Origin of the sequence: Flavobacterium rhizosphaerae (genome assembly GCF_046000445.1) — a bacterium.
Taxonomy (GTDB): domain Bacteria; phylum Bacteroidota; class Bacteroidia; order Flavobacteriales; family Flavobacteriaceae; genus Flavobacterium; species Flavobacterium rhizosphaerae.
The window spans coordinates 60464-73541 of record NZ_JBELPZ010000018.1; the positions used below are offsets into that span (position 1 = coordinate 60464).

Sequence of the window (13078 nt, forward strand, 5' to 3'; positions counted from 1 at the left end):
TTTTATGACATTTTTTTACTTTAGGGTGTGAAATATAATAAAAGTTATACGCCTGTTTACCAGGTGTTTAATTTTTTATGTTTCACATTTACCTTTTAGCCTCTTTCACAGGCAAAAACACTATAAGGAAAAGCATACTAAAATGAAAAATTAAACCCAGTAGTTTACTGCGGGTACTTACCGGGCAAAATACTCAGCAACATATTCATGATAAACTCATAGAGAGGGCTAAAGTAAAGTTAACCACTACAAATCTTACTATTAGTGAGATAGCTTACCAAATGGGTTTTGAACACTTGCAGTCTTTTAGTAAGATGTTTAAAAAAAATACGGATATAACACCATTAGAATTTCGCAAATCATTTAATTAACCTGCTTCAATTGTACCCGGCCTTTTATCTTTCTGTGTTTAGGCCAATATTTAGGTGTGTATTACTCGCCATTACAAATCATTTTATTAGCTAACATGTTTAATCTCCATTTTTGTTCATAGTAAAAATTTATTTATATATTTGCATACCAAACGGTCGGTTTTTTTTATGAAAAATTCTAAAGAGCAAATACTAAAAACTTCATTACTTCTTTTTTTGCAAAAAGGTTTTAAAGAGGTAACGATGAATGAAATTGTTAAAAGTTCCGGATTTTCAAAAGGAGCTTTTTATCATTACTTCAGTAGTAAAGAAGAGGTTTTTAAAGAAGTTATACACGTTTATTTCAGTCAGATGTTGAAACTGGATTATGCAACGCTTCCCTCCGGTTCATTAAAATCTTTTTATCAGTCCAACCTGGAGATTCAAGAAGAGAGGGAAAAAATAATGCATAGCTGGTATCAGGAAACTTTGGAAGGAGATGAGCCTAAAAACATCTACTACATTTTGTTTGATGCCGTTCGCTTATTACCTGATATTAAAATTCAGCAAGCGCAAAGAATAGAAGAAGAGCTGAAAGCCTGGGAAAACGTTATTACCAACGCAATGGCTACCGGAGAAATCAAAACTACGTTTTCACCAGAAAATCTCGCAAAGCAATTTGTATATAGCAGTGATGGAATTGCTATGCATATGGTAATGATCAGTAGTTCTGATCAACTGACTGATGAAGTGAGGGCTGTATGGGACAGCCTTTATCAAAGTATAAAAACCTGAAAAATTTAATGGTAATTAATAATGAAAAATATGAAATGGAAAGATAGTTTGGCAATAGCAAGTGGATTTTTTACAATTGTTTTTCTCTGCATTGCATTCGCATTACTGGAAAGTCAAATATATCCGGAATCGGCAGAACTATTTGGTAAAACCAGTCTGAATAGTCACGAGCAGTATTTACTTCTGTTAAAATTAACGGCTAACCTTTTTAGTTGTTTTTTAGGCGGGTTGGTAATTGCCTTTATAAGTAAGAAAATACAGAATATAATTTGGGTAAGTGCCTTTATAACAATAGTCATTATTTGGCTATGGTATAGCACAAATAACCCAACGCTATTTTGGATTATTTCAATTCTTGGTATTTTTCCTAGTATATATCTGGGGTATCGTTTGGCAGGAAAAAATGGAGAATCAAAAGTTTCTCATATATCCTAATAGTATCTTTTATCTTTTGTGAACGATGGTACAAAACTTCAACCTGATGTTAAATTAACACCGTATGCCTGCACTTACGATGATATTAGAGGCGGCCGTTGGCCCGCAACTCATGGCCGTCTACTAAATTGTGGTTTCGTTTTTATTTTGTTCTTTAATAATGATATTCTGGTAACTATAAGGTATTTCTATATCTTCTTTATCAAATCGTTCTTTTATTGAGCGAAGTAAATCACAATACATTATAAACCCATTGGAGGTATTGTTTGAGTAGGCCCAGACTTTTAATGTAATAGATGAATTTCCTAGGGCAGTAACCCTTGATATAACTTCGGGCACATTGTTTTTTACATCTTCTGGAGTTCTGTTATCTACGTGTAATGGATGTTGTATAACCTCTTCTTCCATTATTTTTAAAGCCCTGCCAATATCAGAATTATATCCTATACCAATTTCAATCATTTTGCAAACCATTGTATCATTTAAGTTTGAGTTGACAATAACATTAGAGCTAATTACCGAGTTTGGTACCACAATCCTGTTATTTTCAAAATCCCTGAGAACAACTTGTCTCAAATTGATTTCTTCTACGGTTCCGGTGTAAGTTTGATTAAACGTAATCCTATCGTTGATTTTGAATGGCTTAAAAATAACAATGAGAACCCCACTCATAATATTACTCAAAGCTTGTTGTGATGCCAATCCTGCTACTAATGATAAGATTCCGGCACCTGCCAGCAACGAATGACCCAAAGTTTTCATTTCGGGAATTTGAATTAAGGCAAATGAAATACCTATAATAAAAATAATTGCCGTTATTAGTTTCGTTGCAAAAACATAGCTTGTTGGATCAATGTGTTTTGTTGCCACCAAGTCATTAATTTTCTTTCTCGATGCATATTTAAAAAATAAGGCGAAAGAAATGGTTAGGGCAATTATAATTCCAATTATTAAGACGGTTTTAAAATCTGTAAAAAAAGAATTTACCATATTGTTCAAGTTTCTTTAGAATTTTCAATTCTAATTCCTGATTTTCAAATTAGGAATTAGTTATGAATGAGTAGTTCAATTTTCTGATTCAGCGCTTTATTTACAGGTTAGCTTTTAAGTTAATCAAGTAGTTATTTTTTGCTCTTTTCTGTCTTTCCTCTTGTTGATTTTTACTCATCATTATAACTGGATCTTGTGATGCAGCAATGTACAAAAGAATAAGATTCATTAATATGGATAGGAGTCAATAATTTTACAGGAGTTAAGCCATTAAATAAAACCCATATTATAATGATAAAAAATAGTTAAAGCCCAACTCTAAGTTCAGACACCAGAGTTAACTAAGCAATCAATTATAGCACGTTGATTGACAAAAAAATAACTAAAAATAAAAATGGGACAAACTCATTTTTTGAATTTGTCCCATCAAGTGATCGCGATAGGATTCGAACCTATGACCGCCTGCTTAGAAGGCAGGTGCTCTATCCAGCTGAGCTACGCGACCCTTTACGGTTTAAACGGCTGCAAATGTAAGGCTTTTAATTTAAAATAAAAAGACTAATTATTCTTTTTGAAAACAGTATAAATTTTGATATTCTAATAGATTAAACCTTAATGAAATATGCTTAATAGGCAAATTATTCATATAGGTTTCGGTGTAATATGCATATACACAATAAATTTTTTCATTTAAACTTATAAGCCACTGGTTTTTATATCCTTAAATTATTTAAATTTATGGGTAAACAAACCGCTATGAAATTTTATACAATAACCATTTTAATTTTTTCACTATTTATGGGGCAGGCGCAGCAAGGCTATCCTGTACCGCCGGCTGCCAGGGGACATCTTTTTTATATACAGCACAGCAATAACCATAATACTTATGTGTATGATGCTAATTTTGCAGGAAAAAAAATAAATGCTTCAGATCCTGTAACAGTGTACTGTATAGCTTTCTCAGATGATGGAGAAAAGAAAGAACTAACAGCTATACAGCGCAAAATGGCCTACGGTATTACGGTGATAAAAGCAGATGGAAACACCTGCGAGTTTGTACTTGCTGCCTATGAGCAAAAGTCGTTATTTTTAAAAATAGGAAAGGATGGAAAACCTTATGTAACAGTACATGTTAACGGTAAAAACATAATATTGCAGCGCATTTTTTTACAAACCAAGGGTATGGGGGTTAAAATAGAATATATTAAGTTTTATGGTAAAGATGCTGCCACCGGTAAAGATATAGTAGAACAGATGGATATTAATAGCTAAAAATACAAAGCCCCTGCATTGCAGGGGCTTTTATAATAAGTAAGATAATATATTTGTTTATAGACTACGTTTTTATTTCACCTGGTTTACTATAGCAGCAAACGCTTCAGGGTGGTTCATGGCAAGGTCTGCAAGAACTTTACGGTTCAATTCAATACCTGCACCTTTTACTTTACCCATAAACTGAGAATAGCTCATACCGTGTTGCCTTGCACCTGCGTTAATACGCATAATCCAAAGTGAACGGAAGTTTCTCTTTTTTTGTTTTCTGTCGCGGTAAGCATAAACCATTGCTTTTTCTACCGCATTTTTGGCTACTGTCCAAACGTTTTTACGTCTTCCAAAGTATCCTTTGGCTTGCTTAAGAACTCTTTTTCTACGGGCTCTTGAAGCAACTGAATTTACTGATCTTGGCATAATTTTAATTGTTTTTGTAGCAGGCGCCCCAATTATTTTTTTGAGGACTTAAAGCCGTACTCCAGGGTTATTAATTTGTTTTAACCGAAACAGCGGGCTATAATTATATTAGCCTTAATTGCTGCTTAACGCTTTTCTCATCAGCCTTATTCACAAGAGTATCGTGAGTAAGGGCAAGCTTACGTTTTTTTGACTTTTTTGTCAGGATGTGACTTTTGAAAGCGTGCTTTCTTTTGATTTTTCCTGAACCAGTTACTTTGAATCTCTTCTTAGCACTGGATTTTGTTTTCATTTTAGGCATTTTCTTCCTGTATTAAATTATCTTACTTACTTTTTGTTTAAAAGTTTAAAGTTTCAGGTGTAAAGTTAGCTTCATTCATGCGGTGCAGAATCTGAAACTTTAAACCTGAAACCCCAAACATTATAACTTATTTCGCTTTCTTCTTCGGCGCAATAAACATAATCATCCTTTTACCTTCAAGTACCGGCATAGATTCTACTTTGCCCACCTCTTCAAGGTCTTGCGCAAGCCTGAGCAGTAATATCTGCCCCTGCTCTTTGTATATAATAGAGCGCCCTTTAAAAAATACAAACGCTTTTAGCTTACTCCCTTCTTTCAGGAATTTTTCAGCATTTTTGCGTTTAAACTCATAATCGTGCTCATCGGTTTGTGGACCGAAACGTATTTCTTTTACCGTGATTTGCGTGGATTTTGCCTTAAGCATTTTATCACGTTTCTTTTGTTCATAAAGAAACTTCTTATAATCCATTATTTTGCAAACCGGCGGCTCTGCGTTTGGCGATATCTCTACCAAATCCAGTTCCTGTTCTTCGGCCAGGCGTAATGCTTCAGAAGTTTTTACAACCCCTGCTTCTACATTTTCGCCTACCAGCCTTACTTCCGGTACACGTATGTCCTTATTAGTCCTGTGTGGGTCTTTTTTCTCGACCCTCATGGGCCTGAACCCTCTGTTGTTTCTTATTGCTATGGCTTAAAAATTTAAATTAAACGTCAAATGGCTTTAATGTTCTGTCTATTTCCTGCTGAACCAGTTCAGCAAATTGTTCAACCGTCATGGTTTGGTTACTCTTTCCGGCGTCACCATGTTTACGCACAGAAACCGTACCATTTTTCTCTTCTTCCTCACCAACAATCAGCATAAACGGAAGTTTTTGTACTTCTGCTTCACGAATTTTCTTCCCGATTGTCTCGTTTCGGTTGTCAATTAGGGCGCGAATTTCGTGATTTTCCAGCAATTGTAAAACTTTTTTAGCATAATTTTCATATTTCTCACTCAAAGACAATATGATAGCCTGCTCCGGCATCAACCAAAGCGGAAAGTTTCCGGCGGTGTTTTCAAGTAAAATGGCTATAAAACGCTCCATAGAGCCAAACGGTGCACGGTGAATCATTACCGGCCTGTGTAACTCATTATCAGCACCTTTATAGGTTAGGTCAAAGCGTTCCGGCAGGTTGTAATCAACCTGTATGGTGCCCAGTTGCCACTGGCGGCCCAGTGCATCTTTCACCATAAAATCAAGCTTAGGCCCATAAAAAGCGGCTTCACCATATTCTACTACCGTGTTAAGGCCTTTATCTTTTGCTGCATTGATGATGGCATTTTCTGCTTTTTCCCAGTTTTCATCACTACCAATATATTTTTCCCTGTTTTCCTGGTCGCGAAGTGATACCTGCGCGCTGAAATTCTCAAAACCAAGCGAGCCGAATACATAAAGTACCAGGTCAATCACTTTTTTAAATTCTTCATCAAGCTGGTCCGGAGTACAGAAGATATGGGCATCATCCTGGGTAAAACCACGAACACGTGTCAGGCCATGTAGCTCACCACTCTGCTCATAACGGTAAACCGTACCAAATTCGGCATAACGCTTAGGCAGGTCTTTGTAAGACCACGGCTTGCTGTTATAAATTTCGCAGTGGTGCGGGCAGTTCATAGGTTTCAGCAAAAATTCCTCACCCTCGTTAGGGGTGTGTATCGGCTGAAAGCTATCTGCGCCATACTTGGCATAGTGACCCGATGTTACATATAATTCTTTCTGCCCGATGTGCGGTGTAACTACCTGCTCATACCCGGCTTTTTTCTGTGCTTTTTTCAAAAACTGCTCTAAGCGGTCGCGGAGGGCAGCGCCTTTTGGCAGCCACAAGGGTAAACCCTGACCCACTTTTTGCGAAAAGGTGAATAACTCCAGCTCTTTACCAAGCTTGCGGTGGTCGCGTCGCTTAGCCTCTTCCAGCAGGTGCAGGTACTCGGTAAGGTCTTTCTGTTTCGGGAACGATATACCATACACACGGGTAAGCTGCTTATTCTTTTCATCACCGCGCCAGTAGGCACCGGCTACGCTCATAATTTTCATGGCCTTTATAAAACCGGTATTGGGCAAGTGCCCGCCGCGGCAAAGGTCAGTAAAGGTAGCGTGGTCGCAAAAAGTAATGGTGCCGTCTTCAAGGTTTTCTATTAATTCTACCTTATACGGGTTTTCTTCGTTTTTATATAGCTCTAAAGCGGCAGCTTTTGTTACCGCCCTCATGCTGAATTCATGCTTTTCGCGTGCAATGGCCAGAAAACGGTCTTCTATAGCCTTAAAATCCTTATCGGTAATGGTGTGGTCACCAAAATCTACATCATAATAAAAGCCATTATCTATGGCCGGGCCAATAGTAAGCTTTACACCGGGGTAAAGCTCCTGCAATGCCTGAGCCAACACGTGGGCAGAAGAGTGCCAGAAGGCTTTTTTACCATCTTTATCATTCCATGTATATAATATTAGCGAACCGTCGGTGGTTAGCGGGGTTTTGGTTTCAACCCTGGTACCGTTAAATGATGCCGATATCACGTTGCGTGCCAAACCTTCACTAATGCTCATGGCGACGTCATGGGGAGTTACACCCGCGTCGAACTTTTTAACCGAACCGTCCGGTAATGTAATATTTATCATTGCTAAATTTTTATGAAACGCAAAGATAACGGTTTACGTTGTTTGGTGCAATAGGGAAGGGGTATATATGGTTTTAATTTTAAGAGTATTTAGATTGAATCAATTTCAATTAACTTGATCTTTTCTATTGGAATTTGGATTGTTTGAGTAGGACTAGATGACGAATAAACTTGAAAAGTTACAAACACTGTGAAAATTATAAGTAGGAAAATGAAAGTAAAATTTAATAATTTAGTTAGATTTTTAATTTTTGAAATTTTATTCTCGATATTAGTAAAGTCTCTTTTAAAATCTTCAAAGTTACGATGATAATTTTTCTCAATTTGTTCTTTTTCATTTTTAACATCATCATCTATACGGTCAAGGCTGTACTTTGAAATATTTAAAGTTCTATTAGCTATTATTGTATAAAATATATAGACAAGGAGTATCAAGAACAATATCCATGATTTGTCTTTTATTTGGTAAGCAGCAAACACACTAGCAGCAAATGTTAATGGAAGTGATAAAACTTGTTTATTTACAAGCTCAATATTTTTATCTAAGTTTTCAAAGTATTTATTTCTTTCATCTTTAAATTTAGCTTTAACTTTTTCGAAACTGAAATTGAGCACATAATTCTCGTAATCTCTCTCTGTTAAGTTAAGTATTATATCTATATGTTTAATAAGTTCTATTAGACGGTCATTAATATCATATTTATGTAAACCAACACTTAAAATATTTTCTTTAAAAAACTGGATGAACTCTTTCTTTTCAAATAAAGTTTTTAATTTGTTTAATTTTGGTTCGAGGTTGTCGATTTCTTTTAATTTAAATTCATTAGTTTTAAATCCTAAATTAAAAACACCAAAATCTTTACTAACCAATACAAATTGAGATTGATCTTGAATAGTTGCAAACTCTGAATTATGTTTCAAGTAGCTGAGAAGTTTTCTGTAAATAGGGTAATTAAATACTAATCCCTTTTCTGTTCTAAATTTTTCATTTTCAATCTTAAGAATATAGCTGTCTGTTTGTAGGATGAGAATGTTTGAGGAATAAAAAACATCTTTGTATTCTTCATATCTTCTAAAAAAATCTTCATACTTATAAAAGACATAAGAATTTATATGTTTTACTTTCTTTAAATCAATTTCATATTTTAAACCTATTACTTGCTCTAACTCGAAAATTTCATCTGTACATTTTAATAACTCTTCAAACTCTTCATCTTGTTTAATTTTAAAGCTAAGTTTTTTACCATAATGCTCTACACTACCTCCGACGACACATTTGTAAAATAGCGATGCAAATAATTTTAGTTGTTCAGAGTTTGTCATTAGATTCTATAATTTGAGCCTTCATTTGAGAAATCAATTCTTTAGATTTAATTATAATTTGACTTTCACCAATGAAAACTTCATCATCATTTATCTTGTCATAATCAACGTTTAATTCAACCCCTTCAATACGCGCCCTGATTGTTACTAAAGTTCTCCATATACTTGAATCCCTTTTGAACTCAGGGTCAATAGTCATATCGTTCTTTGTAGCATAGTCGAGAAATTTGTTCTCATTTCCTTCTCCAAAGAAGTGAACACCCATATCTCGTAAATTGATTAATTTGTTTTTTCTTGGTCGAGCATACTCAAATACTGCTTTTTGAAAATCAGCGGAAGATTTATATAGGTCGTTACCTTCATCATCTTGCGGGACCGGGATGCCTTTTATAATTCGAACTAACGAGTCTGTATTTTTGTCATTTTTTATAAAATCTCCAGTATTTACCCATTCTCTAAAATATGCTGATATAATACCATTCTGTTGAGTTGTTATTAATGCAAGATAATTTCTGTCATCAAGAGGATTTAAATAAATATTGTAATTCAAGCGAACAGCCATGGCAATTTTATCAATGTTGATGTTTTCGATATTATTTAAAATATAAGTATCGTCTACTTTTGTAATATTTAAGCCTTTTTTCTTTCGTAGTAAGACTACAGATAGAAATCGTTTATTTTGAAACTCGTAGTCGATGAAAAGAAAATATCCTCCAACAGCAAAAGATTCTTTTTCCATTTTCTCTTTTAACTGTTCTAAAGTTTTACTAAAATCGTAAAACTCTTCTTTCTGGTGAGTAGCTAAATACTCATCAAGTCTCTTTTTGAATGAATTTTCATTGTCATTTCTAAAATTTGTGTTTTTGAGGGAAACACTACTATTAGTTGCGACATGAACTTCTCTTGCTAAAGTTTTTGAAAACTCATTATCTCCATCAATTTTTTTTGAAAAATCAATTTGAGCACTAGTTTTGCCACTTTCCTTATTAATGAAATGTATTATATAATTAATTACTTTAAAATCATCAATTTTAGCTTCCATAACTGTTTGGTAATAGTTTGATAAGCTAAAATATAAAATGTTTTAAAATATAAAAGCATTAAATTTTGTCATAGTTTCTAAAAATTTAATATTTATAGAAAATAATTCATTATATATTGTTAGTATGTGAATAAAAGAATTTGAATTTGCATTTGCATGAAACCTTTAAACCCCAATAAAAAAATACTCAAACATTTTATCCGGATTCAAGGTTATCCAGTAAGTTTTATCTGAAATATATAAATTATAAAGTACTACCTTCCCTTATCTCAGTATGCCTAATTTCGCCGCCAGTAGTGCCGGTTTGGCTGGCAAAATAAATAGTAACAACACTTATCACTAGTATTAGTATACCAACGGCTACGCTATATGTTTTCTTAATGCTAAGCCATATCCCCAATAAAGATAAAGCCCCAAGGGTATATGAGAAAATCGCGAAGGTTTCTGCAGCTTCTTCATGTTTATGTATCATTTGGTGCTCTGCAATATTAAGGTGTTCAACTACTTCTTCGGCGCCTTCGCCACTTTGCAGGGCTACAATGGTAGTAATTGCCGCCAGTATAAATATAAAGTACCCTGTACGCTGTACCGGCACCGATTTTGAAAACAGGCCAGCAATTAGCACTAGTAGTGCTATTATGGTACTAATAATAGGGAAGTGGTTTACAACTAAGTGAAAATGCGCTCCATTTATGGTGTGTTTAGTTTTTGTTACACTAAATTACACATTTTATAAGCTTAGCAAACCGGGATATGTAATCTTAATCAGGTTTTAAGGTTTAGCGGCAGGCTCCCACGGCACACCAAAAACATTTTCGGGCTGCTCCAGGTTGTCCAGTTTTTTTACAAATTCAGGAGGCAGCAGGCTCATGCCATATTGATAGGATGCATTCATCCATCCAAAACCCGAACGGGTTATATAGGCAAAATCAGTACCCACATTGCCATATTCTGCATATACTTTGTGGGTGGTATTTACTACATCATACTTTTCAGGAATGGTACCGTTATAGTCTACCGCATTCTGGGTAATGGTCCACAACCAGCGGTAAATCATTTCGCGGGCTTCATTGTCATAACCATAATCCATAAGGCCTTTCCACAGCAACATTTGGTGTGGCGCCCAGCCGTTGGGGTAGTCCCACTGGCGTTGTACCTTTTCATTAGGGTAACGCTCTGTAGATTCTTTAGAAGACGCTAAAAAGCCGCCTTTAGCTTTTAGTTCACTCATTAATACGGGAACCATGCGCCCGGCTTGTTTTTTTGAACAAAGCCCCGCCCATAACGGAAAGAAATTAGTAGCCGACATAAACGTGGTGTGTTCACCCGTTACAAAATTGTAATCAAAAAAGCAGCCTTTCTCTTCGTTCCATAAATATTTATTCATGAGCCTTTTTCTTTTCTCGGCCTTTTTACGCCAGTATTCCGCATAATAGGTTGTACCATTTTCGGCTACAAACCCTTCTTTAAAATAGGTTTTTATTAAAAACTCAAAATCTTTCTCATACTTATATAATAGCGCATTAATATCTACACAATTAAGGTCGGCAGCTACATTATCCAGCCTCCATGTAGTATCGTGCCCGCTTTCACGCATGGTGCGGTCGTGCACAAAATAACGGTCCAGTTCCTCATTTTTAATTTCGCCACTTTTGTATTTTTCCTCAAACTCAGCCACAGGCATATTATATTGTGTGGCAAATTCTGAAAGTATAGACGAAAAATGTCCCGGCTCAGTTTCCGGCGGAATACCAATACCCTCAGCATGGTAACGGTTCAGCCCGTTTTCGGTTAAACGTCCGCCCTCCTGCATCCATACTTCTTCATATTCCTTAATAGCCATAGAGAGCGATTCACTAAGCCATTTCTTGTCTTTCCCCTGCATGGCTTTATAAATCTCCCTTATATAAGAGGAGAGAAAAGGCGGTTGTGTACGGGTAAGGTAGTAAGAACGGTTAGCATTTAAAATTTTACCATAATGCCTGATCTGGTAACAGAAGTTATCTGCCATGCCTTTTGCCAGGTCATAACGATGATCAAGCAACAGGCCTATGCTTTCAAAATAGCTGTCCCAGCCATACATTTCATTAAACCTTCCTCCGGGTACTACAAATGGCACACCTTTGCCATTTTCAATTTTCAGGCTCAATATGCCCGGTTTATCATTAATGCTCTTTACATATTCTGGTGTGATATCTTCAGGTAGTACTACCACTTCCAGGTTTGGCCTGGTTTTCTGAAGGTGCTCAAAATAAGCAAACCCTACGTTATCATCATACGGTACATAAATACGTTGCTTTATATCATGCATTTTTTCATCAGCCATAATACGGTTTAGCCCGTCTTCATCAATAGTACGGGTAAGGTCATCCCAAAACTGGGTGCGTATCCTGCGTGAAATGCGTTCGGCAGGCGGCTCCTGTATCTGGCTAAGGGTTATTAAAAGGTTATCATGTGCCTGCTCGCTGGCAATAGCAAGCTCCTGCAACAGGTTAGATAAATAATAGGTATTCCTTATAATAACCGTGTCGCCCCGTGTGCTTACCATAAAGTAATCTTTATTGGGCGCATCGTCTTTAGTTATTTTTTTATCCCCATCAGTATCATACCCTGCAAGCAGGTCGTTAATGGTTTCTTCTACAGGAAGGTCAAAAACCGTTTGGCTTTCTATAAATTTACTGGTGCTGCAACTCATACATAATAGTAGTGCCGGTATAATTTTTAGTAATTGCCCGGCTAAGGGGTTAATATTAGGATTGCTTTTTTTCATCTAAAGGTTTGGTGTGGACTATAAAAGTACGAAATTCTTACAGAATTAAAACCTGCAGATTTAAAGTTAACACACAGTTATGATTTTAGTTTTAATTCACATAAACGATTATATTTCGAAAAAATGTTTTTTTATATAAATAAATTATTTAGATTTGCGCTCAATTCTAATTAAAACTAAATTTAACAAATGAAAAAAATTTTAACCACCATCTTTTTATTAGTAGTTACTGTATCTTTTGCGCAATTAAAGGTTAAAGATGTTGAAAAAAATGAGCTTATTGGAGAGTATAATTTGCTTGGTAAGCCTTATGTAACTCTTGAGAAAAATGACAACCTTTGTGTTCTGAGGTACAGAGATGAAAAGTTTGATAAAATTGATAATTATAAGTTTTTTATTTTTAAATATTCAGATTTAGATGCCCTTTATGATTTGCTTACTAATTTTGAAGGAGTTGAAAAAGGAACACATAAAACTGTTGAATTGGAAAATGGTGATGTTCTTGATTTAGAATACAAGAAAACTTTAGGTAAAATGTATATTGCAATTTATCATACAAATAAAGCTGGAGTTATGGGTAAATTAAGGTATTTAACCCCTGCCCAATTTAAAAAGGTATTCGGAAAGGAATAATATTCAGCATAGCATAAAAAAAGGGGCTGTCTCAAAAGTGAGTCAGCCCTATTTTTTTTAAACAAATAAGGGAGCCCGCGGGTTCCCTTTATTC

General features: G+C 35.4%; 14 protein-coding genes, 1 tRNA gene and 1 pseudogene. 5 read left to right on the plus strand and 11 right to left on the minus strand.

The genetic code is table 11. The features are described 5' to 3' along the window. Positions 1-158 precede the first annotated feature (158 nt). The 3 genes and pseudogenes from ABS766_RS14200 to ABS766_RS14210 form a co-directional block, all read left to right on the plus strand. Positions 159-371: pseudogene (locus tag ABS766_RS14200) on the plus strand (helix-turn-helix domain-containing protein); the annotation flags it as partial. A gap of 168 nt (positions 372-539) precedes the next feature. Further along, positions 540-1145 (plus strand): TetR/AcrR family transcriptional regulator, encoded by a 606-nt coding sequence (locus ABS766_RS14205; RefSeq protein WP_408085856.1) that lies wholly within the window; start codon positions 540-542, stop codon positions 1143-1145. Positions 1146-1175: 30 nt separating this feature from the next. Further along, on the plus strand, positions 1176-1580 hold the full coding sequence (locus ABS766_RS14210; protein ID WP_408085857.1) for a hypothetical protein: 405 nt from the start codon (positions 1176-1178) through the stop codon (positions 1578-1580). A 123-nt stretch (positions 1581-1703) separates the two neighbouring features. Here ABS766_RS14210 and ABS766_RS14215 read toward each other — a convergent pair whose 3' ends face one another. The 3 genes from ABS766_RS14215 to ABS766_RS14225 all read right to left on the minus strand — a co-directional run bounded on the left by ABS766_RS14215 (position 1704) and on the right by ABS766_RS14225 (position 3075). After that, complete coding sequence (locus ABS766_RS14215; RefSeq protein ID WP_408085858.1) at positions 1704-2570, minus strand: mechanosensitive ion channel family protein; 867 nt, start codon at positions 2568-2570, stop codon at positions 1704-1706. Positions 2571-2670: 100 nt separating this feature from the next. Further along, entirely contained in the window at positions 2671-2799 is a 129-nt protein-coding gene (locus ABS766_RS14220; protein WP_408085859.1) for a DUF1003 domain-containing protein, read from the minus strand. Positions 2800-3001: 202 nt separating this feature from the next. Beyond that, positions 3002-3075: transfer RNA gene (locus ABS766_RS14225), tRNA-Arg, on the minus strand. Positions 3076-3326: 251 nt separating this feature from the next. Between ABS766_RS14225 and ABS766_RS14230 the strand changes: the two genes are divergently transcribed. Beyond that, complete coding sequence (locus ABS766_RS14230) at positions 3327-3842, plus strand: DUF4833 domain-containing protein (RefSeq protein ID WP_408085860.1); 516 nt, start codon at positions 3327-3329, stop codon at positions 3840-3842. Positions 3843-3914: 72 nt separating this feature from the next. Here the strand turns inward: ABS766_RS14230 and rplT are convergent, their stop codons facing one another. The 8 genes from rplT to ABS766_RS14270 form a co-directional block, all read right to left on the minus strand. After that, positions 3915-4259, minus strand: coding sequence for a 50S ribosomal protein L20 (gene rplT / locus ABS766_RS14235; RefSeq protein ID WP_408085861.1), 345 nt, complete (start codon positions 4257-4259; stop codon positions 3915-3917). 103 nt (positions 4260-4362) lie between these two features. After that, positions 4363-4560, minus strand: coding sequence for a 50S ribosomal protein L35 (gene rpmI, locus ABS766_RS14240; RefSeq protein ID WP_408085862.1), 198 nt, complete (start codon positions 4558-4560; stop codon positions 4363-4365). Positions 4561-4687: 127 nt separating this feature from the next. Then, positions 4688-5215 carry a translation initiation factor IF-3 gene (gene infC, locus ABS766_RS14245; RefSeq protein WP_408085863.1) on the minus strand — a complete coding sequence of 176 codons (528 nt, stop codon included), beginning with the start codon at positions 5213-5215 and terminating at the stop codon, positions 4688-4690. A gap of 49 nt (positions 5216-5264) precedes the next feature. Further along, positions 5265-7217: a threonine--tRNA ligase gene (gene thrS, locus ABS766_RS14250; RefSeq protein WP_408085864.1), complete on the minus strand. Its 1953-nt coding sequence runs from the start codon at positions 7215-7217 to the stop codon at positions 5265-5267. A gap of 89 nt (positions 7218-7306) precedes the next feature. Beyond that, on the minus strand, positions 7307-8539 hold the full coding sequence (locus tag ABS766_RS14255; protein WP_408085865.1) for a hypothetical protein: 1233 nt from the start codon (positions 8537-8539) through the stop codon (positions 7307-7309). Beyond that, on the minus strand, positions 8526-9581 hold the full coding sequence (locus tag ABS766_RS14260) for a nucleoid-associated protein (protein ID WP_408085866.1): 1056 nt from the start codon (positions 9579-9581) through the stop codon (positions 8526-8528). The genes ABS766_RS14255 and ABS766_RS14260 overlap by 14 nt, the downstream gene beginning before the upstream one ends. Before the next feature lie 244 nt (positions 9582-9825). Next, a complete protein-coding gene (locus ABS766_RS14265) occupies positions 9826-10275 on the minus strand; it encodes a DUF2231 domain-containing protein (protein ID WP_408085870.1) in 450 nt (149 codons plus the stop codon). A gap of 78 nt (positions 10276-10353) precedes the next feature. Continuing rightward, positions 10354-12351 carry a trehalase family glycosidase gene (locus tag ABS766_RS14270; protein WP_408085867.1) on the minus strand — a complete coding sequence of 666 codons (1998 nt, stop codon included), beginning with the start codon at positions 12349-12351 and terminating at the stop codon, positions 10354-10356. 189 nt (positions 12352-12540) lie between these two features. Between ABS766_RS14270 and ABS766_RS14275 the strand changes: the two genes are divergently transcribed. Then, positions 12541-12984: a hypothetical protein gene (locus ABS766_RS14275; protein WP_408085868.1), complete on the plus strand. Its 444-nt coding sequence runs from the start codon at positions 12541-12543 to the stop codon at positions 12982-12984. The last annotated feature ends 94 nt before the right edge of the window (positions 12985-13078 follow it).